The sequence below is a fragment of the Pararhodobacter marinus genome (assembly GCF_003122215.1).
Classification (GTDB): Bacteria; Pseudomonadota; Alphaproteobacteria; order Rhodobacterales; family Rhodobacteraceae; genus Pararhodobacter; species Pararhodobacter marinus.
Genome location: NZ_QEYD01000006.1, coordinates 142,395 through 167,716, shown reverse-complemented (window position 1 = coordinate 167,716; position 25,322 = coordinate 142,395). Strand labels below are relative to the sequence as shown.

The 25,322-nt window shown below is 67.1% G+C and carries 30 protein-coding genes; 14 read left to right on the top strand and 16 right to left on the bottom strand.

Translation table 11 applies throughout. The features are described 5' to 3' along the window. Positions 1 to 231: 231 nt before the first annotated feature. From C4N9_RS11325 to C4N9_RS11310, 4 genes are read left to right on the top strand one after another with little or no spacing between them, the layout of a single operon-like run. The gene (locus tag C4N9_RS11325; RefSeq protein WP_109533436.1) at positions 232 to 450 is read left to right on the top strand and encodes a YtcA family lipoprotein; all 219 of its coding nucleotides are present in this window, start codon (positions 232 to 234) and stop codon (positions 448 to 450) included. Further along, the gene (locus C4N9_RS11320) at positions 447 to 1,481 is read left to right on the top strand and encodes an HlyD family efflux transporter periplasmic adaptor subunit (protein WP_109533435.1); all 1,035 of its coding nucleotides are present in this window, start codon (positions 447 to 449) and stop codon (positions 1,479 to 1,481) included. Before C4N9_RS11325 ends, C4N9_RS11320 begins: the two co-directional genes overlap by 4 nt. Next, a complete protein-coding gene (locus C4N9_RS11315; protein ID WP_109533434.1) occupies positions 1,478 to 2,980 on the top strand; it encodes an FUSC family protein in 1,503 nt (500 codons plus the stop codon). Before C4N9_RS11320 ends, C4N9_RS11315 begins: the two co-directional genes overlap by 4 nt. Beyond that, positions 2,967 to 4,427, top strand: coding sequence for a TolC family protein (locus C4N9_RS11310; protein ID WP_168192209.1), 1,461 nt, complete (start codon positions 2,967 to 2,969; stop codon positions 4,425 to 4,427). The genes C4N9_RS11315 and C4N9_RS11310 overlap by 14 nt, the downstream gene beginning before the upstream one ends. A gap of 6 nt (positions 4,428 to 4,433) precedes the next feature. Here the strand turns inward: C4N9_RS11310 and C4N9_RS11305 are convergent, their stop codons facing one another. Beyond that, positions 4,434 to 5,351 carry a LysR family transcriptional regulator gene (locus C4N9_RS11305; protein ID WP_109533432.1) on the bottom strand — a complete coding sequence of 306 codons (918 nt, stop codon included), beginning with the start codon at positions 5,349 to 5,351 and terminating at the stop codon, positions 4,434 to 4,436. Between the two features lie 98 nt (positions 5,352 to 5,449). Here C4N9_RS11305 and C4N9_RS11300 point away from each other — a divergent pair, with 98 nt between their 5' ends. After that, the gene (locus C4N9_RS11300) at positions 5,450 to 6,223 is read left to right on the top strand and encodes a cyclase family protein (protein ID WP_109533431.1); all 774 of its coding nucleotides are present in this window, start codon (positions 5,450 to 5,452) and stop codon (positions 6,221 to 6,223) included. Further along, on the top strand, positions 6,220 to 7,254 hold the full coding sequence (locus C4N9_RS11295; protein ID WP_109533430.1) for an amidohydrolase family protein: 1,035 nt from the start codon (positions 6,220 to 6,222) through the stop codon (positions 7,252 to 7,254). The genes C4N9_RS11300 and C4N9_RS11295 overlap by 4 nt, the downstream gene beginning before the upstream one ends. Here the strand turns inward: C4N9_RS11295 and C4N9_RS11290 are convergent. The 6 genes from C4N9_RS11290 to C4N9_RS11265 all read right to left on the bottom strand — a co-directional run bounded on the left by C4N9_RS11290 (position 7,244) and on the right by C4N9_RS11265 (position 12,204). After that, the gene (locus C4N9_RS11290; RefSeq protein WP_109533429.1) at positions 7,244 to 8,209 is read right to left on the bottom strand and encodes a fumarylacetoacetate hydrolase family protein; all 966 of its coding nucleotides are present in this window, start codon (positions 8,207 to 8,209) and stop codon (positions 7,244 to 7,246) included. The genes C4N9_RS11295 and C4N9_RS11290 overlap by 11 nt on opposite strands. Positions 8,210 to 8,279: 70 nt before the next feature. Then, entirely contained in the window at positions 8,280 to 9,224 is a 945-nt protein-coding gene (locus C4N9_RS11285) for an ABC transporter substrate-binding protein (protein ID WP_168192208.1), read from the bottom strand. Between the two features lie 44 nt (positions 9,225 to 9,268). Beyond that, positions 9,269 to 10,033: an ABC transporter permease gene (locus tag C4N9_RS11280; RefSeq protein WP_109533427.1), complete on the bottom strand. Its 765-nt coding sequence runs from the start codon at positions 10,031 to 10,033 to the stop codon at positions 9,269 to 9,271. Further along, a complete protein-coding gene (locus C4N9_RS11275) occupies positions 10,030 to 10,782 on the bottom strand; it encodes an ABC transporter permease (protein WP_109533426.1) in 753 nt (250 codons plus the stop codon). Before C4N9_RS11275 ends, C4N9_RS11280 begins: the two co-directional genes overlap by 4 nt. Continuing rightward, complete coding sequence (locus C4N9_RS11270) at positions 10,779 to 11,579, bottom strand: ABC transporter ATP-binding protein (protein WP_109533425.1); 801 nt, start codon at positions 11,577 to 11,579, stop codon at positions 10,779 to 10,781. The genes C4N9_RS11275 and C4N9_RS11270 overlap by 4 nt, the downstream gene beginning before the upstream one ends. A 142-nt stretch (positions 11,580 to 11,721) precedes the next feature. Then, positions 11,722 to 12,204: an Lrp/AsnC family transcriptional regulator gene (locus C4N9_RS11265; RefSeq protein WP_109533424.1), complete on the bottom strand. Its 483-nt coding sequence runs from the start codon at positions 12,202 to 12,204 to the stop codon at positions 11,722 to 11,724. A 204-nt stretch (positions 12,205 to 12,408) separates the two neighbouring features. Here C4N9_RS11265 and C4N9_RS22115 point away from each other — a divergent pair, with 204 nt between their 5' ends. The 3 genes from C4N9_RS22115 to C4N9_RS11255 all read left to right on the top strand — a co-directional run bounded on the left by C4N9_RS22115 (position 12,409) and on the right by C4N9_RS11255 (position 13,920). Beyond that, on the top strand, positions 12,409 to 12,675 hold the full coding sequence (locus C4N9_RS22115) for a hypothetical protein (RefSeq protein WP_210404019.1): 267 nt from the start codon (positions 12,409 to 12,411) through the stop codon (positions 12,673 to 12,675). 74 nt (positions 12,676 to 12,749) lie between these two features. Beyond that, positions 12,750 to 13,187 (top strand): hypothetical protein, encoded by a 438-nt coding sequence (locus tag C4N9_RS22110; protein WP_210404018.1) that lies wholly within the window; start codon positions 12,750 to 12,752, stop codon positions 13,185 to 13,187. Positions 13,188 to 13,317: 130 nt separating this feature from the next. Further along, entirely contained in the window at positions 13,318 to 13,920 is a 603-nt protein-coding gene (locus C4N9_RS11255) for an FAD-dependent oxidoreductase (protein WP_109533423.1), read from the top strand. Between the two features lie 18 nt (positions 13,921 to 13,938). On the opposite strand, the gene C4N9_RS11250 is transcribed toward C4N9_RS11255, so the two are convergent. Then, a complete protein-coding gene (locus C4N9_RS11250; RefSeq protein ID WP_109533422.1) occupies positions 13,939 to 14,826 on the bottom strand; it encodes an alpha/beta fold hydrolase in 888 nt (295 codons plus the stop codon). A gap of 114 nt (positions 14,827 to 14,940) precedes the next feature. Here C4N9_RS11250 and C4N9_RS21910 point away from each other — a divergent pair, with 114 nt between their 5' ends. The 3 genes from C4N9_RS21910 (at position 14,941) to C4N9_RS11240 (ending at position 17,343) form a co-directional block, all read left to right on the top strand. After that, positions 14,941 to 15,093 (top strand): hypothetical protein, encoded by a 153-nt coding sequence (locus tag C4N9_RS21910; protein WP_168192207.1) that lies wholly within the window; start codon positions 14,941 to 14,943, stop codon positions 15,091 to 15,093. Positions 15,094 to 15,109: 16 nt separating this feature from the next. Next, entirely contained in the window at positions 15,110 to 16,210 is a 1,101-nt protein-coding gene (locus C4N9_RS11245) for a 5-methyltetrahydropteroyltriglutamate--homocysteine S-methyltransferase (protein ID WP_109533421.1), read from the top strand. A 161-nt stretch (positions 16,211 to 16,371) separates the two neighbouring features. Continuing rightward, on the top strand, positions 16,372 to 17,343 hold the full coding sequence (locus C4N9_RS11240; RefSeq protein WP_168192206.1) for an acyltransferase family protein: 972 nt from the start codon (positions 16,372 to 16,374) through the stop codon (positions 17,341 to 17,343). Between the two features lie 4 nt (positions 17,344 to 17,347). Here C4N9_RS11240 and C4N9_RS11235 read toward each other — a convergent pair whose 3' ends face one another. The 3 genes from C4N9_RS11235 to efp form a co-directional block, all read right to left on the bottom strand. Continuing rightward, on the bottom strand, positions 17,348 to 17,959 hold the full coding sequence (locus tag C4N9_RS11235; RefSeq protein ID WP_109533419.1) for a CDP-alcohol phosphatidyltransferase family protein: 612 nt from the start codon (positions 17,957 to 17,959) through the stop codon (positions 17,348 to 17,350). 27 nt (positions 17,960 to 17,986) lie between these two features. Beyond that, entirely contained in the window at positions 17,987 to 18,325 is a 339-nt protein-coding gene (locus C4N9_RS11230; RefSeq protein ID WP_168192205.1) for an META domain-containing protein, read from the bottom strand. Positions 18,326 to 18,448: 123 nt separating this feature from the next. Next, on the bottom strand, positions 18,449 to 19,012 hold the full coding sequence (efp, locus tag C4N9_RS11225) for an elongation factor P (protein WP_109533417.1): 564 nt from the start codon (positions 19,010 to 19,012) through the stop codon (positions 18,449 to 18,451). A 214-nt stretch (positions 19,013 to 19,226) separates the two neighbouring features. On the opposite strand from efp, the gene C4N9_RS11220 reads away from it, so the two are divergent. Beyond that, positions 19,227 to 19,550, top strand: coding sequence for a DUF6280 family protein (locus C4N9_RS11220; RefSeq protein WP_109533416.1), 324 nt, complete (start codon positions 19,227 to 19,229; stop codon positions 19,548 to 19,550). 97 nt (positions 19,551 to 19,647) lie between these two features. On the opposite strand, the gene C4N9_RS11215 is transcribed toward C4N9_RS11220, so the two are convergent. Both C4N9_RS11215 and C4N9_RS11210 read right to left on the bottom strand, forming a co-directional pair. Then, a complete protein-coding gene (locus C4N9_RS11215; RefSeq protein WP_109533415.1) occupies positions 19,648 to 20,469 on the bottom strand; it encodes an alpha/beta fold hydrolase in 822 nt (273 codons plus the stop codon). Positions 20,470 to 20,474: 5 nt separating this feature from the next. Continuing rightward, positions 20,475 to 21,086: a 2-hydroxychromene-2-carboxylate isomerase gene (locus C4N9_RS11210; protein WP_109533414.1), complete on the bottom strand. Its 612-nt coding sequence runs from the start codon at positions 21,084 to 21,086 to the stop codon at positions 20,475 to 20,477. 92 nt (positions 21,087 to 21,178) lie between these two features. On the opposite strand from C4N9_RS11210, the gene C4N9_RS11205 reads away from it, so the two are divergent. After that, a complete protein-coding gene (locus C4N9_RS11205; protein WP_109533413.1) occupies positions 21,179 to 22,195 on the top strand; it encodes a ribose-phosphate pyrophosphokinase in 1,017 nt (338 codons plus the stop codon). 340 nt (positions 22,196 to 22,535) lie between these two features. Here the strand turns inward: C4N9_RS11205 and C4N9_RS11200 are convergent, their stop codons facing one another. Genes C4N9_RS11200 through C4N9_RS11190 form a run of 3 tightly spaced genes read right to left on the bottom strand, consistent with a single transcriptional unit; the run spans position 22,536 to position 25,304 of the window. Next, on the bottom strand, positions 22,536 to 22,955 hold the full coding sequence (locus C4N9_RS11200) for a F0F1 ATP synthase subunit epsilon (protein ID WP_109533412.1): 420 nt from the start codon (positions 22,953 to 22,955) through the stop codon (positions 22,536 to 22,538). A gap of 20 nt (positions 22,956 to 22,975) precedes the next feature. After that, complete coding sequence (atpD, locus tag C4N9_RS11195) at positions 22,976 to 24,403, bottom strand: F0F1 ATP synthase subunit beta (RefSeq protein WP_109533411.1); 1,428 nt, start codon at positions 24,401 to 24,403, stop codon at positions 22,976 to 22,978. Between the two features lie 19 nt (positions 24,404 to 24,422). Then, on the bottom strand, positions 24,423 to 25,304 hold the full coding sequence (locus C4N9_RS11190; RefSeq protein WP_109533410.1) for a F0F1 ATP synthase subunit gamma: 882 nt from the start codon (positions 25,302 to 25,304) through the stop codon (positions 24,423 to 24,425). Positions 25,305 to 25,322 lie beyond the last annotated feature (18 nt).

Below are 25,322 nucleotides of genomic sequence, written 5' to 3'. Positions count from 1 at the left end.
GCAGGCTAAGGGGCGCCAAGGCATCAGTCGAATTGATAGTCTGAATTTCATGCATTTACAGATGGAATGCTTTGGCCCGTGATACCCGGCCTGCATTCCGCCTCGGCAAGCCTGTGGTCCCTGCCGCGGGCCCTGTTCACCCGGGACGTGCCGGAACGTCACGCCTTGCAGCCGCCCGGCGAGGGGCAGACAAATGTGCCTGCGCCCGCCGACAGATTCCTCCGAGGCCCCATGACTCCGCGATCCCCGGTCATCGCCATTTATGGCTCTTCTTTCCCGGTCTGGCTGTTTGCCGCCCTTGCCGGGATGATCCTGGCCCTGGTCCTGCGCGAGGTGCTGATCGTGACGGGCCTGGCCCGCCACCTGCCCGCACCGGCGGTGTTCCACCTGTCGGTCGCGGTACTGTCGGGCGTCGGGCTCTATGTCCTGTGGATCGGGGGATACCAATGACAACGCGCGGGCTTTTGCGAATTGTCGTGGCCATGCTGGCGCTGGCGGCCATCACGCTGGCCGGCTGGGCCTGGATGCAATCCGACCGCCACCCGACGACCGACGCCGCCACCATCGACGCGCCCGTCGTCGAAATCTCGGCCATCGTGCCGGGATTGGTGATCGAGGTCGCGGTCGAGAACAACCAGCATGTCGAGGCGGGCGATCTTCTGTTCCGCATCGACCCCGAAGCCTATGACCTTGCTCTTGCACAGGCGCAGGCGGCGCTGGCCTCGGCCGAATCGGAGCTGCGTCAGGGCGAAGGCAACCGCGCGCTCGAACGCTCGAATGCCGATGTCGCCTCGGGCCAGATCGACCGGGCCGAGGCCAATCTGGCGCTGGCCCGGCAGACGCTTGCCCGGCTGGAGCCGCTGCTGGAGCAGGGCTACGTCACCGCGCAGGAGGTTGACAGCGCCCGCACCGCCGTGCGCGATGCCGAGGTCACGCTGGAACAGGCGCAAAGCCATGCCAGCGGCACCGATGCCTTCGTCGGCACGCTCGATACCCGCCGCGCGCAGGTCGACAGCGCTCGCGCCGCCGTCGCGCTGGCCGAGCGCAACCGCCGCAATACTGAAATCTTCGCGCCCCGCGCGGGCTATATCGCCGGGCTGACCCTGACCGAGGGGGAATTCGTCGTCACCGCCGCGCCGCTGTTTTCGCTGATCGACGACAGCGCATGGCGCGTCTCTGCCCTGTTTCGCGAAACCGAACTGCCCCGCATCGCCGAGGGCGATCGCGTCCGCGTCTTCCTGCTGGCCGCGCCCGACCGGCCTCTGGGCGGGCATGTGACCGGCATCGGCTGGGGCGTGCGCGCGAATGACGAGGCCGAGCTTCTGGGCCTGCCGCTGGTCGCAAACAAGCTCGACTGGGTGCGCGCCGCGCGGCGCTTCCCGGTGGAGATCGAGCTCGACGACGCGCCGGCGGGCCTGTTGCGGCTGGGCGCGTCGGCCTCGGTGCGTATCCTTGGTGCGGACGGCACGTCGCATCCATGACCCCGCGCGCCGCGCCCTCGCTGCTGGCCGAACTGGCCCCGCAACCGGGCCGGATGCGCGATGCGCTGACCATCACCGGGCTTGTGCTGGTCACGACGACGCTCGCCATGGCCCTGCGGGTGCCCGAGGCGGCTTTGTCGTGCTACCTGATCTTCTTCGCGTTTCGCGACAATGCAGGCGACACGATCTTCACCGCCCTCAAGCTGATCGCGGCGGCTTCGCTGGCGGTGGGCTTGGGGGTGCTGTTGCTGCGCGGCGTGCTGGAGGACCCGATGCTGCGCCTTGCGGCGCTGGCAGGCTTCACCTTCGTCGGCATGTTCCTGTCGCAGGCGTCCAAGCTGGGGCCGCTGGCGGGCACGGCGGGTTTCGTCTTCGCGTTCATGCTGACGCTGGTCGACGTGATCCCCGAGCCCGAGCTCATCAACCGTGCCTTCGAATGGATCTGGGTGGTGCTGGTGCTGCCGCTGGGGCTGATGGCCTTCTGGTCGGCACTGGCCGGGCCGCGCCCGCTTGCCCGGGCCGAAGAGCATATCGCGGCGCTCGACCGCGCGCTGCTCGCCCCGCATGGCGAACAGGCCAAGGCGCTGCTGGACGAGGGCCTGCAGCCGCTCGACGAATACCGCAAATTCGCCCGGATGCTGGGCGAGGCGCGGGGCGAAGAGGCCACCCGCCTCTTGCGGCGCGCGGACGATGCCTATCACCGGCTCGCGCTGGCCGAGGCCGGGCTGATCCCCGCCCCTGCCCGCGCCGCCCCGCCGCCCGAGCGCGAGCCCTTCCTGCTCCCCGGCGCCTTCAGCGATCCGCGCCCGGTCAGGTTCGCGATCAAGGTTCTGGCGGCGGTGATGATCACTTACGGGTTCTACACCGCCTTCGGCCTGTTCCAAATCCACACCGCGATGATCACCTGCTTCTACGTCGCGCTGGGGACACGGGGCGAGACGCATCACCGCATCGTCCTGCGCTTTACCGGCGCGCTGATCGGGGCCGCGATCGGCATGGCGGTGATGTTCTGGCTGATGCCGCGCGCGGACGATATCGGCGGGCTTTTGCTGTTGCTCGCGCCGCCCACCTTCATCGCCGCATGGATCGGACTGGGCAGCGAGAGGATCGCCTATGCGGGCTGGCAACTGGCGCTGTGTTACTTCCTTGTGCTGCTGTCGGGCTTCGGGCCGCCCTCGGGGATTTCGGCGGCGACCAGCCGGATCGTCGGCATCCTGTTCGGCAGCGCGGTGATCTGGGCCGTGTTCGCGACGCTGTGGCCGGAATCGGCCCGCGACGACGCGCGTGACGCCATTGCCGAGATGGATACCGCCCTGTCCACAGCCCCGCCCCCTGACAGCGGTCGCGCCATCGCGCGGTTACGCGCCCCCCTTGCGCGTGCCCGGCGTCTGGCCGAGATGGCGCGCTATGAACGCGAGGCCGACCTTTCGGCCGATATCGCCCTTGCGGAAACCCGCTATCACGCCTTCCTGCATCGGAGCCGCCATGCCCCGGCCTAACGCCCTCCCCCTGCTGGTGCTGCTTGCCGCCTGCGCCAATCTCGACAGCGCCGCGCTGGCACCGGCCGATCCGTCGGCGCCGCTGGCGGGGATGAGCGGTTTCACCCTGCCCGCCGATGTCCGCGTCCCCGGCGGCACCGCCAGCCGCGCGCCGGTGCCCGGACAGCGCTATGACCTGATCACGCTGATCGACATCGCCCAGACCAACAACCCCCTGACCCGCGCCGCGTGGCTGCGGGCGCGGCAGGCGGCGCTGGCGGTGGGCATGGTCGAGGCGGCCTATCTGCCAAGGCTCAGCGCCGAGATCCTCGCGGGGCGCCATGCCTCGGACAGCGCGGGTGTCAGCGATCCGCTGGGCGTATTGCCCGGCGGCGATGTGCGCGCCGGCACCGGCGTCAACGCGGCGGTTCTTTCGGTGCAATGGCTGCTCTTCGATTTCGGGCGGCGCGCGGCGCTCAGGGAGGGCGCGCAAGAGCTGTCCTTTGCCGGCAACGTCAACTTCGTCGCCGCGCATCAGACCCTGATCCATGACGTGACGCAGGCTTTCTACGACCTTCAGGCCGCCGCCCAGCGCGAGGATATCCAGCGCCGCCGCCTTGCCGCCGCCGACGAGATCGCCTCGATGGCGCGGGCCCGGCGCGGCCAGCAGTTGGCCACCGTGACCGAACTGGCGCAGGCCGAGCAGGTGCTGGCGCAGGCTCGGTTCGACCTGACTCGCGCGCGGTCGGAAACCAGCGCCGCCTCGGTCCGGCTGGCCACGTTGTGCGGCCTGTCGCCGCGCCAGCCGATCCGCGTGGATCTGTCCAGCACCCTGCGCCTGCCGCCGCGCCCGCCCGAAGCGGTCGATGCGTTCCTCGATGATGCGCTGCAACGCCGCCCCGATCTGCAGGCCGCCTTCGCCCGCGCCCGCGCGAGCGAGGCGAATGTGCGCGCCGTCGAGGCCTCGTTCCGACCGCGCATCGTGGCCTCGGCCACGCTGGGCCGCCGGATGCTGACGGGATCGCTCGATACCGGCGCAGGCAGCCTCGGCGGCGAGCGCTCGCAACAGGTCGCGGGGCTGTATCTGGGCGTGTCGATCCCGATCTGGGACGGCAATGCCCGGCAATTGCAGCTGGCCGAGGCGCAGGCGGGACACGAAGCCGCGCTGGCCGAGGCCGAGAACCTGCGCGCCATGGCCGAGGGCGAGATCATCGCCGCTTACGAGGCCCTGCGCGCCTCGCTCGCCGCCAATGCCGCGGCGGGCGAGATGGTGTCGACCGCGCAGACGACCTATGACGCCGCGCGCTCGATGTCCGAACGCGGGTTGGCCACCGTGGGCGAGGTCGATACCGCGTTGCGGATGCTCTATGACGCGCAGCTCGCGCGGGTCGAGGCGCAGCGCACCGCGCGCTCGTCTGCGGCGTTGCTGGCCTATGCCTCGGGTCAGATCGCGGGCGGCGCGGATTAAGCGCTCTCAGCTGTCGGGGAAACGGGCGCGCGCGGTGCGGATCACCAGGTCGCGAAACCACCGGACCGAGCTGTCGAATTCCCGGATTTCATGCCATTGCAGGTTTTCCGAGATCCTCGGCACCGGCAAGGGATGGGGCACCGCGCGCAGGCCGGTCCCGGCGGGCAGGCTGTTCCACAGGCTGCGATGCATGCTGGCGACGAAGGGCGTGCCGACCAGACAATCGGCCAGCATCGCGAAGCTGGGAACGCTGCAGGCCACCTTCAGCGAGATCGCATTGTCGAGCGCCCATTGTTCGAAATGGCTGCCGCGCCAGGTCCCGCCGAACTCGGTGACGACATGGCGCAGCGACAGGTAGGTCTCGGCGCTCATGCTGTCAGCGATGTCGGGATGATCCTCGCTGAGGACGCAGACGAAATCGTCGGTAAAAAGCCGCTGATGGGGATGGCCGTCATACAGGAAGCGGTCCGGAATGACCGCGAAATCCACCTCGCCGCGCTGGAACCGCGCATCCGAGGGCGCGTCGATGGGCACCATCTGCAGGGTCACGCCCGGTGCCTCGCGCGCGAGCACCGGCAGAAGCGGCGCGAACAGCACCTTGAGGACGAAATCCGACGCGATGATCGAGAATTTCCGCTCGGTCGAGGCCGGATCGAAACCGGGCCGCATCTGCGAGAAATGCCGTGTCTCGTTCAGAAGCTGGGTCGCGGCGACGAACAATTGCTCGCCGAACTCGGTCGGGCGCATCCTTCGTCCGGCAAGGCTGACGATCGGGTCGTCGAAATGCTCGCGCAGGCGACGCAGCGCCTGGCTGACGGCAGGCTGTGTGAGGTTCAGCTCGGCCGCGGCCGCCGTGACCGAGCGCAGCCGCAGGATCGCCTCCAGCGCGATGATCAGGTTCATGTCCAGACGGTTCAGCCGCACTATGCACCAACCTTATGAAAGTCATTTATTGTATTCATTAGACATATGCCTAGCCGGAAAATACGGTCCCCGCAAAGGGTGATATCGGGGGGAAGTCCATGGCACGTCGGATTGTCGATCTGTCTGTTACGCTGAAAGCGGGTATCAAGTCGGACCCGCCGCCCCTGTTGCCGAAGATCCGCTATCTGGATCATGCGCATGGCGCCAAGGACTTCGCGGCGATGCTGGGGATCGAGCCGTCGGAAATGCTGGGCGGGGCGGGCCCGGCCTCGGAAGAGCTGGACATCACCACGCATGTCGGCACGCATCTGGACGCGCCGTGGCATTACCACCCGACGATGAATAACGGCGAGCGGGCGATCACCATCGACGAGGTGCCGCTCGAGTGGTGCATGGGACCGGGCGTGAAGCTGGATTTCCGCGCCCTGCCCGACGGCCATGTCGTCACCGCCGCCGAGATCGAAGCCGAGTTCAAGCGCATCGGCCACGATCTGAAACCGGGCGATATCGTGCTGGTGAACACCTCGGCCGGGTTGCGCTATGGCCATGACGATTACCTGTCCAAAGGCTGCGGCATCGGACGCGAGGCGACCCTGTGGCTGACCGACCGCGGGATGCGGGTCTGCGGCACCGATGCCTGGAGCTGGGACACGCCGCTGATCCATCAAAGGCGTCAGATCGCCGAAACCGGCAACAAGGCGCTCGCCTGGGAAGGCCACAAGGCCGGGGCCGAAGCCGCCTATTGCCACATGGAAAAGCTTTCCAATCTCGAAACGCTGCCGGCCACGGGCTATACCGTCTGCGCCTTCCCGGTGAAGGTCGAGAAAGGCTCGGCCGGCTGGGTGCGCGCCGTGGCGATCTTCGACGAATGAGCGTGCTCAACCCCCTGCCCGACACCGCCCTGCCCCGGATCGACGTGCCGCGTGTGATCGACATGCACGGCCATTGCGGCGCCCCCGAGGCCGAGGCGCTGCTGGCCGGGCGCCCGGATCGTCAGGCCGAGATGGAGGCGCAGGCGAAAGGCACGGGCGCCGCCTCGATGGCGCATAACCTTGCGGTGATGCTGCCAGCCGCCGGGGCGCGGATGGCGTCGCTGGACAAGCGGCTGGCCGATCTGGACCTGATGGGCATCGACCTGCAGGTCGTCTCGCCCTCTCCGCATCTCTATGCTTACTGGGCCGATCCCACGCTCGCCGCCGATCTCGTCGAAGCCGCCAATACCGCCGCCGCCGGGCTGGTCGCGCGGGCGCCGGACCGGCTGGCCGGCATGGGCATCGTGGCGATGCAGCATCCCGACCTGGCCGCCGACCAGATCCGGCAGGCCAGGGCGGTGGGGCTGAAGGGCGTCGAGATTTCCGCCTCGGTCGGGTCGCGCGAATTGTCCGACCCGGCTTTCGATCCGGTCTGGCACGCCGCCGAGGAAGCGGGGATGCCGGTCTTCATCCACCCGCTCGGCACGTCGCTGGGCCCCCGGCTGTCGTCGTTCTACCTGTCGAACACGATCGGTCAGCCGCTGGAAACCACCATCGCGCTGTCGTCGCTGATCATCTCGGGCGTGCTGGATCGCTTCCCCGGCCTGAAGCTGGTGGGCGCGCATGGCGGCGGCTATCTGCCCGCCTATATCGGGCGGCTCGATCACACATGGCGCGTGCGCCCCGAGGCGCGTCAGTGCCGCGAGCGGCCTTCGGATTATCTCTCGCGGATCTGGGTCGATACTGTCGTCTTTGACCCCGAGCAGCTGCGCGCCCTGATCGCGCGGATGGGGGCGGCGCGGGTGATGTTCGGCACGGATTACCCGTTCGACATGGCCGATTGCCGCCCCGACACACTGGCCGAGGCCCTGCCCGCCCAGGACCGCGCGGCGATCATGGGGGGCAATGCCGAGGCGTTGTTCAGCCTTTGACGACCTTTTGGTCGATGGCACCGAACAGGGGCGTGCCATCGGCCATGCGGCATTCCATCCGCACGCGGTCGCCGAAACGCATGAACCCGGTGCGCGCGGCGCCTTCGTCCAGCATCTCGATGCCGCGCCGCTCGGCGATGCAGGACGAGCCGATCTCGCGGTAATTCTCGTTCGACACGGTGCCCGAGCCGATCACCGTCCCCGCCACCAGCTTGCGGGTCCGCGCGGCGTGGGCGACAAGCTGATCGAAACCGAAGCCCATGTCATAGCCGCCCGCCGCGCCGAAACGCTCGCCGTTCCAGTCGACCACCAGCGGCAGGTCGATACGCGCGTCGCGCCATGCATCGCCCAATTCATCGGGCGTGACGGCCACGGGGGCCATCGAGCAGGCCGGTTTCGCCTGCACCCAGCCGAAGCCCGTGCGCATCTCGATGGGAGCGACCGCGCGCAGCGACCAGTCGTTGATCTGTACCAGCAGCCGGATATGCCCGCGCGCCGTGGCCGCATCGGTGCCCATCGGCACCGCGTCGCAGATCACGCCGAATTCGCCTTCGAAATCGATGCCATCGTCCTCGGTCGGCAGCGGGACATCGGCGCAAGGCGCGAGGAAATGATCCGACAGGCCCTGATACATCAGCGGCCGTTCCTTGTCGGCGTGGTTGTCGATGCCGAAAACCTTGGCCATCAGCGTGCCGTGGCTTTCATAAGCCGACCCGTCCAGCCATTGCCACGCGCGCGGCAGCGGCGCCAGCGCCGAGGCGGGATCGAAAGGCTCGCCGCCACCCGCGTTCAGCGCCTCGTACTGGGTCTGCAGGGCGGGGGCCAGCGCGTCCCAGTTCTCGATCAGGGCCTGCAGCGTCGGCGCGGCCTCTGCCGGAGCGCAGCGCGACAGGTCGCGGCTGACAAGATGCAGCCGGCCATCCGGCGTGTTGTTGGCAAGCGTGGCAAATTTCATGGAGCTCTCCCGTCAATGGAAGCGGCGGGGATCCGTGCCCCGCCGCCCGGTTTCACGCGGTCCCGTCCGTTCACTCGGTCGGGAAAGGGATCACGAAGGTGTCCAGATCGACCAGTTCGTAGATCAGCCCCTGTTCCAGCGCCAGCCGGTTCCAGAAGCCGAGGCTCGTTTCCGGCTCCAGCGCGCCGCCCAGATTGGGGAAAGGCACATTCGCCACGACCGGCGCGGGAAGCGTCGTGTAGCGCGTGATGCTCTCGCGCGCTTCGGCATCGTTCTCGCGGATGAAGTCGGCGGCCTCGGCCAGCGCAAGCTGCATGCCGGTGATCGCCTCGGGATGCTCTTCGGCCCATTCGGCGGTGGTGACGAAGATCCCGGCGGCCGAGCCATCGGGAATGACGTCCAGATAATTGCCGATCAGGCGCCCCACGCCCATATCGACCGCGCGGCTCGAGAACGGGTCGACGCTGGCCACGGCATCGACCTGCCCGGCGCGGATCGCGTCGCCCGTTTGCGGCAGCGCGATTTCGACGATGTTCACATCGCCCACATCCACGCCCTGCGAGATCAGCCATTGGCGCATGGTCACGTCCAGAAGCCCGCCGATCCCCGGCACGCCGACCGTCTTGCCGACCAGATCGGCTGCGGCTTCGATCCCGCTCTCGGCGCCGACCACGACCCCGGCATTCGACGTCTCGGGGAAGATGTTGGTCGAGGCGAAGGTGCGCAGGTCGAGACCGTTCTCGATGGCCTGCAGCGCGACCGTCGGCGTGGGCAGCCCGACCTGTGCCGAGCCCGAGACCACGCCCGCGACGATGATCGAGCCGTTCTGCGCCAGCTGCAGATCCACATCGACGCCGTGATCGGCGAAGAAGCCCTGATCCGCCGCGACCCAGGCGGTCATGAAGCCGGTGGTGGCGGTGTAAAGCAGCGTCACGGACGTGCGCTCCTGCGCCTGCAGCGGCAGGACGGTCATCAGCAGGGCAGCGCTGCCCATCATCAAGGTTCTGCGGTTCATTCCAGGTCCTCCCGACATGGTTAGCATTTCTGCGGGCAGCGCGCTCAGCGTCGCTGCCAGCGCAATGCCCGTGTTTCGACCAGCCCCAGCAGGGCATTGGTCACCAGACCGATGACGCCCAGAAGGGCGACCCCGGCAAAGATCTCGGCGGCGTTGAAGGCCCGCGCGGCCAGCAGGATCCGGGCCCCGAGCCCGCCCTGCACGGTGATCATCTCGCCCACCACGACCAGGATCAGCGCCACCGTCAGGCCCAGCCGCAGACCGCCCATGATGTCGGGCAGCGCGCCCGGCAGGGCGATCTTGGCGATGAAAGCGCCGCGCCCCATGCCCAGCGAACGCGCGACCTCTTTGCGGCGCGGATGGATGTTGGAAAAGCCGTGCACCGTGGTCAGCAGCATCGGCCAGAGCGCGCCGAAGGCGATCAGCGTCAGGATCATGCTGTCGGTCAGGCCCAGAAACAGCAGCAGAACCGGCGCGATGGCCGAGGCAGGCAGCGGGCGCAGCACCTCGAAGATCGGCGCGACCCAGTCCTGCGCCCATTTCGACGTGCCTACCAGCGCACCCAGCCCCACCCCCAGCAGCGAGGCCAGCACCCAGCCCAGCCCCAGACGGCGCAAGGTGGTCAGCGTATCCGCCACCAGCGTGCCCGAGGCGAAGCCACGGCTCAGCGCGCGCCACGTCCGGTCGGGGCCGGGAAAGAAGGCGCGCGGCAGGATGCGGGCATCGGCCAGCACCTGCCAGCCCCAGATCAGCGCGACCAGCAGCGCCAGCGAAGCCATGAACCACAGGCCGCGATGCAGATGTCTCATTGCGCGGCCCCCCGCGTGGCCGGGAACAGCCAGAGCTGAAGCCGCAGCATCCCCCAGTTCAGCGCCCAGCCGATGGCGCCGATCCAGAACAGCGTGGCGTACATATCAGCCGGCCGCAGCGAGTTCGATGCCTGCATCAGCCGCGCGCCCAGCCCGATCGGGTTGGCGGCGATTTCGACCGTGATGGCGATGATCAGCCCAATCCCGGCAGCCAGCCGCAGCGCCACGAAAAGGCGCGGCAGCACGGCGGGCAACACGATCTTGCGCACCCGCGCGCCGGGGCTCAGCGCCAGCGCCCGCGCGACCTCGGACAGCCGGGGCTCGATCTGGCGCACGGCAGCCTCGGTCAGGACAAGGACGGGAAAGCATGTGCCGAAGGCCACGATGGCGACTTCCAGCCGATAGCCGAAGCCGAAGATCAGCAGCGCGATGGGCAGGATGGCGATGGCGGGCAGCGGGCGCAGCAATTCCACAGTCACGCGCATGACGCGGCCCACGGGCGGGATCAGTCCGAACAGGACGCCCGACAGCGTGCCCAGACCGAAGCCCAGCGCCAGCCCCATGCCGCCCGCCGCCAGCGTGTCGCCGGTATCGGCCCAGAAGGCGGGCTCGGTCAGCGCGCGGCCCAGCGCCGCGAAAATCGCGTCCGGTGCGGCGATGGTGTCGCTTTGCATCCCGCTCAGGACGACGGCCAGTTGCCACAAGACCAGCAGCGCGACGGGAAGAGCCAGCCCCTTGAGTGCCGTCATGGCTCGAAACGCTCGATGAAATCGAAGAGCTCACGGCGCAGGCGCAGGAATTCCGGCATCTCGCGGGTGGAAAGCTGGTTGCGCGGCTTGGGCAGCGTCACGTCGAAAACCCGGCACACCTGGCCCGGATCGGGCTCGAGTGCGACGATCCTGTCGGACAGGTAAATCGCCTCTTCCAGATCATGCGTGACGAAAAAGGCGGTCACGTTGCTGTCGCGCACGATGCCCAGCAATTCGTCCTGCAGCTTCTGCCGGGTCATCGCGTCCAGCGCGCCGAAGGGTTCGTCCATCAGAAGCACGTCGGGCTCCTGCGCCAGGCAGCGCGCGATCTGCAGCCGCTGCTGCATCCCTCCTGACATTTCCGAGGGGAATTTCTTCTCGCTTCCCGCCAGTCCCACCTTGCTCAGCAGCGCCCGGATGCGCCCGGCGCGTTCGGCGCGCGGCACGCCCGCCGCTTCCAGCGCCAGCGACACGTTGCCCTCGGCGTCGCGCCACGGCAGCAGCGCATTGGCGTAATCCTGAAACACGATGGCGATTTCACGCGACGGCGCGCGATGCTCGGCGCCACGAAACAGCACGCGCCCCTCAGCCGGCGCCACCAGCCCCGCCAGAAGCCGCAGGAAGGTCGTCTTGCCGCTGCCCGAGGGACCGATCACGCAGACGAATTCGCCCCTGTTCAGCGTCAGGTCGACGCCATCGAGGATCGTGGCCGCGCCGTACCGGACCGAGGCCCCGTCGACGCGCAGAACCTCCTGCGTTCCGCTCTTCGTTGCGTCGATACCCGTGGTTTCCAACATCGCGTGCCTCCCAGACGTCGGGACCGTAGGGGCGCGGTGCATTATATGTCAAATGAATGAATAGTATTGGTCTTATAAGCCTGACTTATCCATCCGGGCGTGGCGCGTCTCGACGCCCTGCGCCTGCGCGGCCTCGGGGTGGTCAGGACAAGCGGGCGGATTTCTCTTTCACGCGTCGGATCGGGATCGAGGATTCAAGCGAGGCAACACCGACCACCTTGGTCAGTTTCCCGGTCAGGAAACTTTCGAACTCGATGAGATCCGCCACCGCCACGCGGACCAGGTAATCCCTGTCCCCCGTCATCAGCCAGCAATCCGTCACTTCGGGGAATTTCCGGATCGCCTCTTCGAAGTTGCGCAGCCGGTCGTCGATCTGGTGATCCAGCTTCACCGAGACGAAGACGCTGATCGGGATGCCCACCTTGGCCTCGTCCAGAACGACCGTGTAACTCCGGACGATACCGTTTTCCTCAAGGATCCGCACGCGGCGCGCGCAGGGGGGCGGGGACAGCCCGACACGCTGGCTGAGGTCCTGAATCGACATCCGGGCATCGCGTTGCGGCTCGGTCAGGATGGCCAGATCGATTGCGTCAAGGCCGGCGACTCTATTCGCTGATCGTGTCATTGATTGTACTATTTTCAGACGCTTCCTCCAATTGACCCTTCCATCGAGGCGTCTTTGGCAACATCCACGTCGCGCTGTCGGCTATCCTGCGCGCAGAGGCGACGCCCACCACCCAGAGCCAACCCGACCGAACCCCCCGCCCCAGCGATGCCGATCCCGCCGAAACCGCCAAATGAATCGACGCGCTCGACAGCCTCATGCGGCATGCCGATCCCCAGCGCGCGAGTTTCGTGCTCAACCGGGTTCTCGATCACCCGCTGGAACGCGCTGGAGATGGGGGTGTGCGCGAACCGGGCCTATTGCGAGCTGGGCGGGCCTATCGCCTCTTGCGCCTCGGCGGCCGAAATCTTCGAGGTCGGCTTCAACCATGTCTTCCGCGGCAAGACCGACGATTTCGCCGCCGATCTGGTCTATTTCCAGCCGCATTCCGCCCCGGCATCTATGCCCGCGCCTTTCTCGAAGGCCGACTGAACGAAGACGACATCGCCAATTGCCGACAGGAAGTGCCCGGCAAGCGCCTGTGTTGGCACCCGCATCCGTGGCTAATGAAAGAACTCTGGCAGGTGCCCACCGGCTCGATGGGGATTGGCCCGCTCAGCGCGATCCATCAGGCGCGGTTCTTGCGCTATCTTCAGGCGCGCGGGCTGTCCGATACCGGGGGGCGGCATGTCTGGGGCGTGTCCGGCGACGGCGAGATGGACGATTACGACCGCGCGAAGTTCTTCGATCTGGACCCGGAATCGGCGGCGCTTGTGCGGCCTGTGAGCGATGACAACATCCACAAGCTCAAGAGCGGCGGCCATGACCTGAAGAAATGCCATGCGGCCTTCGCAGCGCCCGAGGCGCACAAGGGGCGCCCGACCGTCATTCTGGCGAAGACCAGGAAGAGTTACGGCATGGGCGGCGCGGGCGAATCCCGCATCAGCGCGCATCAGGCCAAGACACTTTGTCGGGGCGCTGATGGTCTTCCGCGACGGGTTTGATCTGCCGCTTTCGGACAAGGCAGTCGAAACGCTGAAATTCTACAAGCCCGCTGAGGACAGCGCAGCAGGCGACAGGCTTTAGGCCCAGTTCGAGACCGCCGCCGACACCTTTCACGAGCGTTATGACCGGATCCTCGTCGCGGTGGGCCGGCGGCCCGATGCCGACCGGAACGGCGCCGAACAAGCGGGAATCGCGCTGACGGCGCAGGGTTTCCTGTCGGTCGATGCCCGGATGCGTACATCGCAGTCGCCTATCTTCGCCATCGGCGATGTCGTGGGTCAGCCGATACTGGCGCACAAGGCCACGCACGAAGCCAAGGTCGCGGCCGAGGTCGCCTGCGGCGAAAACGCGGCCTTCGAGCCCGCCTGCATCCCCTCGGTCGCCGACACCGACCCCGAAATCGCCTGTGTCGGCCTGACCGAGGCGAAGGCGAAGGCAGACGGGATCCGGATCGGCAAGGCGGGCTTTCCCTGGATGGCGTCGGGCCGGGCGTTGTCGATGGGGCGCAGCGACGGGCTGACCAAGCTGATCTTCGATGCCGAGACCCGGCGGGTTCTGGGCGGGGCCATCGTCGGCGCGAATGCGGGCGACCTGATCGCGGAAATCGCGCTGGCCATCGAGACGGGCGCGGATGCCGAGGATATCGCCCTGACGATCCACCCGCACCCGACACTGTCGGAAACCGTGGGCTTCGCCGCCGAGGCGCTTCTGGGCACCCTGACCGATCTGTGACGGGTTGGCCGAACGGGCCTAGCCGGGCAGGCGGCGCGCCAGGAAATCCCCGATGGCGTCGGCCATCCGGCCGGCAATCGCGGGATCGAGATGGAAGTGATGGTCGCCCGGAAGCCGGAGCGTCTGATAATCGGCGATCAGCGCGGCGCCGAAGTCGGGCAGCCGGGCGGCCTCGGGGCGGGTGGCGGCGATGCCGGTCTCGGCCCAGATGTTCAGCACCGGGCAGCGGATCGCGCGCAGCACCGCCTCGATATCCGCCTGCGTGAGCTTGACCGCCGAGCTTGCGAAAAGCCGCCGGTCGCCGCGCAGGTGAAAGCCCTCCGGCACCGGCTCGAGCGCGCGACCGGCCAGCGCTTCGGAGACATGCGGCGCATTCCCCTGCGCGCGGCGGCGCTCCAGATAGGCCTCGCGCGTGGGAAAGGTCCGGGGCGGGCGGCTTTGCTGGGCGCGCGTTTCCTCGACGAAGGCGCGCAGCGTGGCCACCACGCCCGCCTCGGACGGCGCAGGCACCAGCGAATCCAACGCGATCAGCGCGCGCACCCGTTGGGGCTGGGCGGCTGTGAACAGCGTGGCGATATTGGCGCCGCGCGAATGGCCCATCAGCACGCAGTCGCGCCATCCCAGAAGGTCCAGCAGGCCGGCGATCTGTGGCAGGTCGTCCCAGATATTATAGGTGGCATGCGGCGCCCGATGCGCGCTCAGCCCCTGCCCGCTCAGGTCCAGCGCCACCACCCGGCAGCCGGTCAGTCGCGGGGCAAGTTCCTGAAAGCTGGCGGCGTGATCCATCCAGCCATGCAGCGCCAGAACCCGCGTCCCGTCCTCGGGGCCCCAGGCCAGCCCGGCCAGGACCAGCCCGTCAATCTCCCACCGGCATTCCGTCGCCGTCGTCTCGCTTTGCCCGCTCATCCGTGCCCCCGCTCTCTTGCCTGCGCGGTGATAGCGCATGTTGCGACGAAAGGTGAACCACCCCAACGCCCCCGGGCCAGAGCCTTCCATGTGCCCGGCCCTTGGGGTAAGCCCATGCGCATGATTTACCGTGAGCCTTCGAAGCCGCACCGCCTGCGCGGCGCTACCCGCGCCGTGCTGCGCGTGGCCTCGTCCGAACCCGGTCTCGGCGTCCGGCAGACCCGGTTCCGGACCCTTCCCTTCCCCGGCGGCGCCCGTGCCGCGTGACCCAGCAGGACAGATCATGACCAACCTTACCCCCCCGTTCCGCGCCGACCATGTCGGCAGCCTTCTGCGCCCGCGCAAGATCGCCGAGGCGCGCAAGGCCGGGCTGACCGGCGACGCGCTGCGCGAGATCGAGGATCGGGAAATCCCCGCCCTGATCCGGATGCAGGAAGAGGTGGGGCTGAAGGTCGTCACCGATGGCGAGGCGCGCCGCGCCTTCTGGCATTTCGACTTCATGGGGATGCTCGACGGGCTCGACATCATCGAGCTGGACGGCGACGCGCTGGGCTTCAAGGGCGCGACCGTCAAGCAGATCGCCGAGGTCAACGGCCCGCTCGACTTTCCCGCCGATCACCCGATGCTCGAACATTTCCAGTTCGTCGAAAAGAACACCACGGTCTGCCCGAAAATCTCGATCCCCGGACCGTCGGCGGTGCATTTCCGCGTGACGCCCGCGACCAACAAGCACGCGCCCTATGCCGACCAGGACCTGTTCATGGCGGACATCGCCAAGACCTACCGCAAAGCGGTGCAGGCCTTCTATGACGCGGGCTGCCGCTACCTGCAGCTTGACGACATCTTTTTCGCCTATCTGGGGGACGAGAACCAGCGCGAGATTCGCCGCCAGATGGGCCAAGACCCCGACCGCCTGATCAAGAAATATGCGTGGATGCTGGAAGAGGCGATCAAGGACCGCCCCGCCGACATGCAGATCGGGATGCATATGTGCCGCGGCAATTTCCGCTCGACCTTCGTGGCGACGGGGGGCTACGACGCGGCAGCGGATGCGATCTTCAACCAGACCAGCGTCGATATCTACTTCATGGAATACGACAGCGAGCGCGCGGGCGGGCTGGAGCCGCTGGGCCTGCTGCCGAAGGGCAAGAAGCGGGTGCTGCCGGGCTTCATCACCACCAAGACGCCGCAGCTGGAAAGCCTTGATGACCTGAAGCGCCAGTTCGAGGCAGCGTCGAAATTCGTCGATATCGACCAGCTCGGCATCGCGCCGCAATGCGGCTTTGCCTCGACCGAGGAAGGCAACGACCTGACCGAGGACGACCAGCGCCGCAAGCTGGAGCTGGTGGTCAAGACCGCCGAGGCGATCTGGGGCGAGGCCTGATCGCGACGCGGCGGGGCCGCTTCAGGCCCCGCCCCCTGCGCGCAGCGTCTAGCCGCTGCCCCACGAAATCGCCAGAATGCTCTGGATTTGGTCCGAATTGGCGCAGGAATTTCCGCCGACCGAGCATATTTCCGCCCGAATTCGTCGCAAGACTCGGGCGTATGACACGGATACACTCGATCGATTACCTGAAGTTCCTGGTCGCCACCGGCGTGGTCTGGGCGCATGCGGTCCTGTTGAGCGGGCATTTCCACGTTCCCACTTACCTGTTCGGCCAGGGGCTGGTGCGCAACGCCGTGCCGGTCTTCGCGATGATCTCGGGTTTCCTGCTGCACGCGACCCACCGCAAGGGACGGACAGCGCGATGGCTGACCGTGCTGGGCTGCGCCTATCTGTTCTGGTGCCTTGTCTATCTGCCGATCTGGCTGGATGGTAGCCATATGTCGATGCCCGACCTGATCTATCAGCTGATCTTCGGGCCGATTCACCTGTGGTACATGGCCGCCCTTGTCGTTGCCGTGGCGATGGTGATGACGGTGCTGCGCTTCGCGCCTTCGGAAATCGCGGCGCAACGCTGGCTTGCCGGTTCGGCCTTGGTGCTGCTGCTTACCGGCAACGCGATCCAGTCGGTGGATTTCTACACCAGCATCGACATGCCGCTGAACAGCTACCGCAACGGCGCGTTTGTCGAATATCCTTTCGTCGCCATGGGCTACCTGCTGGCGGGCGTGATCCGCAAGAAGGGGCTGGACTGGCTGCCGCGCGCCCCGGTGCTGTGGCTGATCCTCGCCGGGCTGGCGGTGCTGCGGCTGATCGAGGCGGCGTTTTCGCTGCATTACGCGGGGCTCAGCCCGGCCGCGCCGCCGGAATTGCCGCCGCTCGCCGTCGCCTTCTGCGTCACGCTGCTGCTGGCGATGATGCGCACTCCGCTGCCCGCGCCCCGCGCCCCGCTGGGCATGATCTCGATGTTCGTCTATTTCCTGCATTACATCGTCATCCTCAGCGCGCTCTCGGTGGGGATCGGCAATGTCTGGGCGCTGACCGTGATCGGCGTGCTGGTCCCGACGATGGCCACCTATGCGCTGATCTGGACGCTGGGCTTCATACGGCCCTTATTGCAATCGGACCGCTGAGCGCTCAGCGCCGACCGAACTGATCGGCGGCCATGGCCAGCCGGATCGCCGCCGTCAGCAGGCACAGAACCGCAAAGACCAGCGCGAGCGCCGGAAAGGCCGCGGGCCACAGGCAGAACGCCACGAAGAAGGCGATGGTCTCGCTTCCCTCCAGCAATCCGCCGGCGTGATACCACGATTTCCGCCCGCGTGCCTCGGTCTCGAGCCGGTGCTTGGCGGCAAGGATCGCGTAACCCAGAAACGAGGCGCCGTTGACATAGAACGCCGCCAGCAACGCCGCCCCCGCCCAGCCGTTCGCCGCCGGGTCGGCCCAGACGAAGGCCAGCGGGATCGCCGCGTAAAAGACGAAATCGGCAACGATATCCAGGTAGCCGCCCAGATCGCTGAGCCTGGTCGCCCGTGCGACCGCCCCGTCGAGCCCGTCGGCCAGCCGTGAGCCCGCGATCAGCGCCAGCGCCCAGCCATGGGCCCCCAGCGCCACAGCCAGTCCCGCGCCCAGTCCCAGCGCGAGCCCCAGGGCGGTGACGGTATTGGCCCGTATGCCCAGCCGCGCCAGCGCGCGCCCCGCCCGGTTCAGCGGCGGGTCGATCAGGGGACGGAGATATCGGTCGAACATGGCGGTCGGGCGCAGGTCAGGCGCAGGTCAGGGCAGAGGCACGGCGCGCAGAAGCGGCCTGTCGTCTTTCAGCAGTTCCAGCCGCCCCTCGGGGTCGATGCGCCAGTCGTTGACACCCTCGACCATCGTGGTGAAGGCGCGCTCGAGTTCGGCCATGCGCCCGACGCAGCCCCGCCGCGTCATGCCCAGGCCCTCGAAGGCGAAACCGGGCATCAGGCTGTAGCCGCCGAACACCCGGTTGCACCCGGTCGAGCCGCTGACCCGCCCGGCATCGAAAGCAAGCGTGACCTCGTCCTCGGCGCTGACCGTCACACCGGCGAGAAGTCGTACGCTCCATTGCCCGTCCGGCCGGGGTGGCGGTGTCATCCTGTCCCCCTGCTGCGCAAAGGCCGCCCCCGAAAGGACGGCCCCCAGCCCGATCGCATAGCGCAACGCCTTCAGGCCCGGACCCGTCGCATCGGCGAAGGCTCGGAGAAGAGCGCGCATGGTTCAGGCGCGCTCGGAATATTCGAAGGTCTCGGTGTGGACGATGATATCCTCGTCCTGCGCGATGAACGGCGGCACCATGATGCGCACGCCGTTGTCGAGAACCGCGGGCTTGTAGCTGTTGGCGGCGGTCTGACCCTTCACCACCGGTTCGGTCTCGACGACCTTGCAGGTGACTTTCTGCGGCAGCGACACGTTCAGCGCCTCGTCGCCGTAATATTCGATGGTGACGGTCATGCCGTCCTGCAGGAACGGACGGCGGTCGCCCAGAAGGTCGGCGGGCAGTTCGATCTGCTCGAACGTCTCGCTGTCCATGAAGGTCAGCATGTCGTCGGCTTCGAACAGGAATTGCTGGTCCTTCTGCTCGAGACGCACGCGCTCGACCTTGTCTTCCGAGCGGAACCGCTCGTTCAGCTTGCGACCGTCGCGCAGGTTCTTCATCTCGACCTGGGCAAAGGCGCCGCCCTTGCCGGGCTTCACATGACCCACTTTCACGGCAACCCACAGGCCGTTGTCGTGTTCCAGCACGTTGCCGGGCTTGATTTCGTTGCCGTTGATCTTGGGCATGGAGAAAACTCTTCAGAAAGCGTTGAGATCGTCTTGCGCCTGCCTATATCTTGCAGGGTCACGCCGTGCAAGCAAACCGAACAGAGGCACAAAGATAAGACTGTTATGCAATAAATGCATGACGGTCATGCAAAAGATCGGTAGCGAATCGCACCCTGTTCTCGGTACAGAGGCGGACGCCAGAAAATGCAAGACCAAGAATAAGGACGGTAACATGTTCGACTCCGTGGATGGCACGGCTTACAACCACGAGCAGGGCCAGCGTGCGCGCAAGCTGTTCGCGGCCGTGGTGCTGGCCGCGCTGGACGATGCGATCGCCGACGACAAGAAATACGGCAACGGGCCCGAGCAGATCGCCCGCTGGGCGCGTTCGCGCGATGGTCGCGAAGTCCTGAGCTGTGCCGGAATCGACCCCAACGAGCGTGTCGTTTCGGGCCTGATGCAATTCGTCGCCGCCGGTGTGCGCACCTCGGTCGCGCTGTCGCGTGAAGAAAGCGAGCGCCGCATGGCCGCTCTGCAGGACGCCGAAGCGGCCTGATCCCCTGCCCGCCCGGCGGCTGTGCCGGGCTATCCTGAAAGCCCCTCGTGTCCCATGGCACGAGGGGCTTTCAGTCATTTCGGCATCTTGCCCGGCACTAAAGCCCTGGCGCCCCCGCACCCTGCGCCACCCGGTCCAGCCCCTGCCGTTTGATCCAGTCCCCGATCACCGCCGCGACCGCCTGCGGATGCGACAGCGGCGCCATATGGCCCGCCCCGTCGATCACGGCGCAGTCAACCCGTGCCAGACGTCCCGCAAGGCCGCGCTGGATGGCGGGGAAGATCGGCGCGGTCTCGCTGCCCACGACGATCAGGACGGGCCTGTCGAAGCGCGCCATCAGCCCCGGCGCCAGAAGCTGGCCACTATCGCCGAACAACCCGGCATCGGTGGCCTGAACCAGCGCGATCTGCACCGCCATCAGCGCCTGCGCAGGCGCGGGCAGCGCGTCGAAATCGGGCGAGCCGGGATTGCCTGCCAGAAACAGCCGCGCGGCCTCGTCCGGACGACCCGCTCCGAGCGCGGCTTCCATCGCCTCGGTCTCGCGCCGGTAATCACCATAGGCCTGGGTCCCGGCGGCGGCGGCAAAGAAAACCGGCTCGATCAGGACCAGTCCCGTCGCGTCCTGTTGGTGGTGCAACGCATGGCGCAACAGCGAGGCCGCGCCGAAGGAATGCCCGATCAAGAGCGAGGGCCGCCGGATCTCGGCCCCCAGCGCCCGTGCGACCGAATCGTGGAAATCGCCGGGCTCCGCCGGCATCGGGCTGCGCCCATGCCCCGGCAGATCGGGCACCAGCGCATCCAGAGGCACCGGCAGCGCGTCGAGCAGCGCCTTCCAGCTTCCGCCATGACCCAGAAAGCAATGCGCCAGCAGCGCGGGCAGACCGTCCTCGCGCCCCATGCGGCGGGACGCCATCGTCATTGCCGTCACAGCGCGCCCGCCAGATACAGGTCCAGATCGTCCAGCCGGTCCTGTCCCCAGAAATGCTCGGTCCCGTCCACAACGAAGAACGGAAAGCCGAAGACCCCGGCCGCGACCGCCTCTTCCAGAAAGCGGCCATACAGTTCGGCCCCGGTCAGCATCCCGCTCATCGACAGCATCGGGTCGAAACCCGCAGCCTTCAGCGCGCCGGTGATGACCTCGTCCTCGGCGACGTTGCGGTCCTCGACCCAGCAGGCCCTCAGCAGCGCCTGCACCAGCCCGTCCAGATCGCCCTCCGCCCCTTTGTCGCGCGCCTCCTGCGCGGCGATGATCGCATAGGCGGCGGGCGCCGGATTGGTCGGCGCGAAAGCGGGTTGCAGGGTCAGCGGCACGCCCGCCTTCTTCGACTGGCGGCGCAGCTCCTGCAGACGATAGGCGCGGCGGCTCTCGTGCCGGTCGGGCAGCGCCAGCCCGCCCGTCCGCTGGAACAAGGCGCCCGGATCGACCGGCTTGTAGCGCAGTTTCGCCCCGTGTTTCGCGGCGATCTCGGCCGGACGCGACCCCGCCAGGTAGGTCCAGGGGGAGAGGATTGTCAGGTAGTAATCAATCTGTTGCATATGGGCACACCCCTCCGGCCTGCGACTTTGCAAGACCCTAGCGGGGTGCTAAGCGGTGTCAACCGCGCGATTCCCGCCCAACCGAGGTCCCGATGCCCGCCATGACCGAACCGAAACTGATTGCCGGCAATGCGAACCAGCCGCTTGCAAAAGCCATCGCAAGGCGCATGTCGCTGCATCGCGGCATGAGCGTCAATCTGGTCGAAGCGCGCGTCGAACGCTTCAACGATCAGGAGATCTTCGTCGAGGTCTACGAGAACGTGCGCGGCGAGGACATGTTCATCATCCAGCCGACCTCGAACCCGGCTAATGACAACCTGATGGAGCTGCTGATCATCGCCGATGCACTGAAGCGCTCCTCGGCCGCGCGCATCACCGCCGTCATCCCCTATTTCGGCTATGCCCGCCAGGATCGCCGCACCAAGGCCCGCACGCCGATCTCGGCCAAGCTGGTGGCCAACCTGATCTCGGAAGCGGGCATCGACCGGGTGCTGACGCTCGATCTGCACGCAACCCAGATCCAGGGCTTCTTCGACATCCCCGTCGACAACCTCTATGCCGCCCCGGTCTTCGCGCTCGACGTGCTGCATACGTTCCGCGACCGGCTCTCGGACCTGATGGTGGTCTCGCCCGATGTCGGCGGCGTGGCGCGCGCGCGCGAACTGGCCAAGCGCATCAACGCCCCCCTCTCCATCGTCGACAAGCGGCGCGAGAAACCGGGCGAGATCGCCGAAATGACGGTGATCGGCGACGTGACGGGCAAGACCTGCATCATCGTCGACGATATCTGCGACACGGCCGGGACATTGTGCAAGGCGGCCGAGGTGCTGATGGATGCCGGCGCAACCGAGGTGCACAGCTACATCACCCATGGTGTCCTGTCGGGCCCCGCGGTCGAGCGGATCCGCAACTCGGTGATGAAATCCCTGGTCATCACGGATTCGATCGAGGCGACCGAGGCCGTGCGCGCCACGTCGAATATCCGCATCGTCCCCACCGCGCCGATGTTCGCCCAGGCGATCCTGAACACCTGGAACGGCACCTCGGTCTCGTCGCTTTTCGACATGGAAACGCTGACACCGATCTACGAAGGGCTCTATTCGCGCTGAGACATCGGCCCGGCCGTGACAGCCCCGAAAGGCGCCCGGAAACGGGCGCTTTTTTCATGTCCGCAACACGTTTACCGCCTGTGGCGCGGGGTGGCGGATCGCGGATGAGTATTTTTTGGCAGAATGAAGCACACAAACGGGCACGGAGGGGACGCGAAGAATTTTAGACAAATCTGCGCGTCTTTGTTCCGCAAATATCCTGGGGGGTGAGGCGCGCAGCGCCGAGGGGGGCAAAGCCCCCCTGCCCCTCTGTAAGTGCCTCTTCCATCGCTGTCCGCCCCGCCGGACGCAAAAGGCCCCGCCGGATGGCGGGGCCTTCGCGATCAGATCGGATCGGCGATCAGAGGCTCGGCATGTTCGGGTCAAGCCCGATATGCGTCCCCATCGCCACCATGTCCGACAGCAGCTTTGCCGCGTCGTCGACCACCGTGTGATGGGCTTCCTGATGCGCCTTGTGCGCTTCGGCAACCCATTCGTCCATGATGGACTGGGTGACCTCGCCCTTGGGCAGCGATCGCTCGGCCAGGACCGAAACGCCCTCGGGCGTGATCTCGGCGAAGCCGCCGGTCACGGCGAACTCGGTCGTCTGACCGTCCGCCGTCACCGTCAGCACACCGGGCCGCAGCGTCGTGATCGTCGCCGAATGCCCCGGCATCGCCGTCATGTCCCCGTCCGCGCCGGGGATCCGGACCTCGGAGGCCTGGGCGGACATCAGCTTCCGCTCAGGCGAGACGAGGTCGAACTGCATCGTATCGGCCATGAGGCCCTCCTATGGTCGGATCAGGCCGCGGCGGCCAGGCGCTGCGCCTTCGCGACCACTTCGTCGATATCGCCGACCATGTAGAAGGCGGCTTCCGGCAGGTGGTCGTATTCACCCGCGACAACGGCCTTGAAGGACGCGATGGTTTTCTCGAGCGGGACCTGCACACCGTCCGAGCCGGTGAACACTTTCGCCACGTCGAAGGGCTGCGACAGGAAGCGCTGGATCTTCCGGGCGCGGGCCACGGTCAGCTTGTCCTCTTCCGACAACTCGTCCATCCCGAGAATGGCGATGATGTCCTGAAGCGACTTGTAGCGCTGCAGGATGCCCTGCACGTCGCGCGCGACCTGGTAATGCTCTTCGCCGATGATCTGCGGGTCCATGAGACGCGAGGTCGAATCGAGCGGGTCCACGGCGGGGTAGATGCCGAGTTCCGAGATCGCGCGGTTGAGCACGGTCGTCGCGTCGAGGTGGGCGAAGGTCGTGGCGGGCGCCGGGTCGGTGAGGTCGTCGGCCGGGACGTAGACGGCCTGGATCGAGGTGATCGAGCCGTTCTTCGTCGAGGTGATGCGTTCCTGCATCGCGCCCATGTCGGTGGCCAGCGTCGGCTGGTAGCCCACGGCCGAGGGGATACGACCCAGAAGCGCCGACATTTCCGAACCCGCCTGCGTGAAGCGGAAGATGTTGTCGACGAAGAACAGAACGTCGGTCCCGGTGGCATCGCGGAACTGCTCGGCCAGGGTCAGGCCGGTCAGCGCGACGCGGGCACGGGCCCCCGGCGGCTCGTTCATCTGGCCGAAGACCAGAGCGATTTTCGAATCCGTCAGGTTGTCCGGCGTCAGAACGCCCGATTCGATCATCTCGTGGTAGAGGTCGTTCCCTTCACGGGTCCGCTCGCCCACACCGGCGAACACGGAGAGACCCGAGTGCACCTTGGCGATGTTGTTGATCAGTTCCTGAATGAGAACCGTCTTGCCCACACCGGCGCCGCCGAACAGGCCGATCTTGCCGCCCTTCGAATAGGGCGCCAGCAGGTCGATGACCTTGATGCCGGTGACGAGGATCTCGGCCTCGGTCGCCTGGTCGTCCATCGAGGGCGCGGGCGCGTGGATCGGGCGGTATTCGTCGGCCTCGACCGGGCCCTTCTCGTCGACGGGCTCGCCCACGACGTTCAGGATGCGGCCCAGCGTGGCGGTGCCCACGGGCACCTGGATCGGCGCGCCGGTATCGGTCACGGCCTGACCGCGCACGAGACCCTCGGTCGCGTCCATGGCGATGGCGCGGACGGTGTTCTCGCCGAGGTGCTGGGCGACTTCCAGAACCAGGGTCTTGTTGTCGTTGGTGGTCGTCAGGGCGTTCAGAATCGCGGGCAGGGTCCCGTCGAATTGCACGTCGACGACGGCGCCGATCACCTGGGTGACCTTGCCGGTGGCTTTTTCATTGGCCATTATGTGTTTCTCCGGTTCCTCAGAGCGCCTCGGCGCCCGAAATGATCTCGATCAGTTCGTTGGTGATGACGGCCTGACGCGAACGGTTGTACTCGATGGTCAGCTTGTCGATCATGTCGCCCGCGTTGCGCGTCGCGTTGTCCATGGCGGACATCTGCGCACCGTTGAACGAGGCGTTGTTCTCCAGGAGCGCGGCGAAGATCTGCGTGGCGACCGAACGCGGCAGAAGATCGGCGAGGATCGCCTCTTCCGACGGTTCGTAATCGTAGATCGCGCTCTCCGCGCCCGCTTCGGTTTCCGCGCCCTCGACCATCGTCGGGATGATCTGCTGCGCCGTCGGGATCTGGCTGATCACCGACTGGAAGCGGTTGAAGAAGATCGTCGCGACATCGAACTCACCCGCGTCGAAGCGGCTCAGGAGCTCCTGGGCGATCGCGCGCGCATTGTCGTAGCCGATCTTGCGCACGTCGCTCAGGTCGACGTGACCGACCATCAGGTCGGCATAGTCGCGCCGCAGCTGTTCGCGGCCCTTCTTGCCGACCGTCAGGATCTTGACGGTCTTGCCCTGGCCGCGCAGCTCGAGGATCTTGTTGCGCGCCAGCTTGACGATCGACGAGTTGAAGCCGCCGGCAAGGCCCCGCTCGCCGGTCATCACGACCAGAAGCTGCACCTTGTCGTCGCCCGTGCCGGCCAGGAGGCGCGGCGCGCTGTCCGACCCGGCGACCGAGCCCGCAAGCCCGCTCACCACCGCGTCCATGCGCTCGGCATAGGGACGCGCGGCTTCCACGGCTTCCTGGGCGCGGCGGAGCTTAGCCGCCGCGACCATCTGCATCGCCTTCGTGATCTTCCGAGTGTTCTTGACACTCGTGATCCGGTTTTTCAGGTCCTTGAGGCTTGGCATCTACCTTGTCCTCTCCCC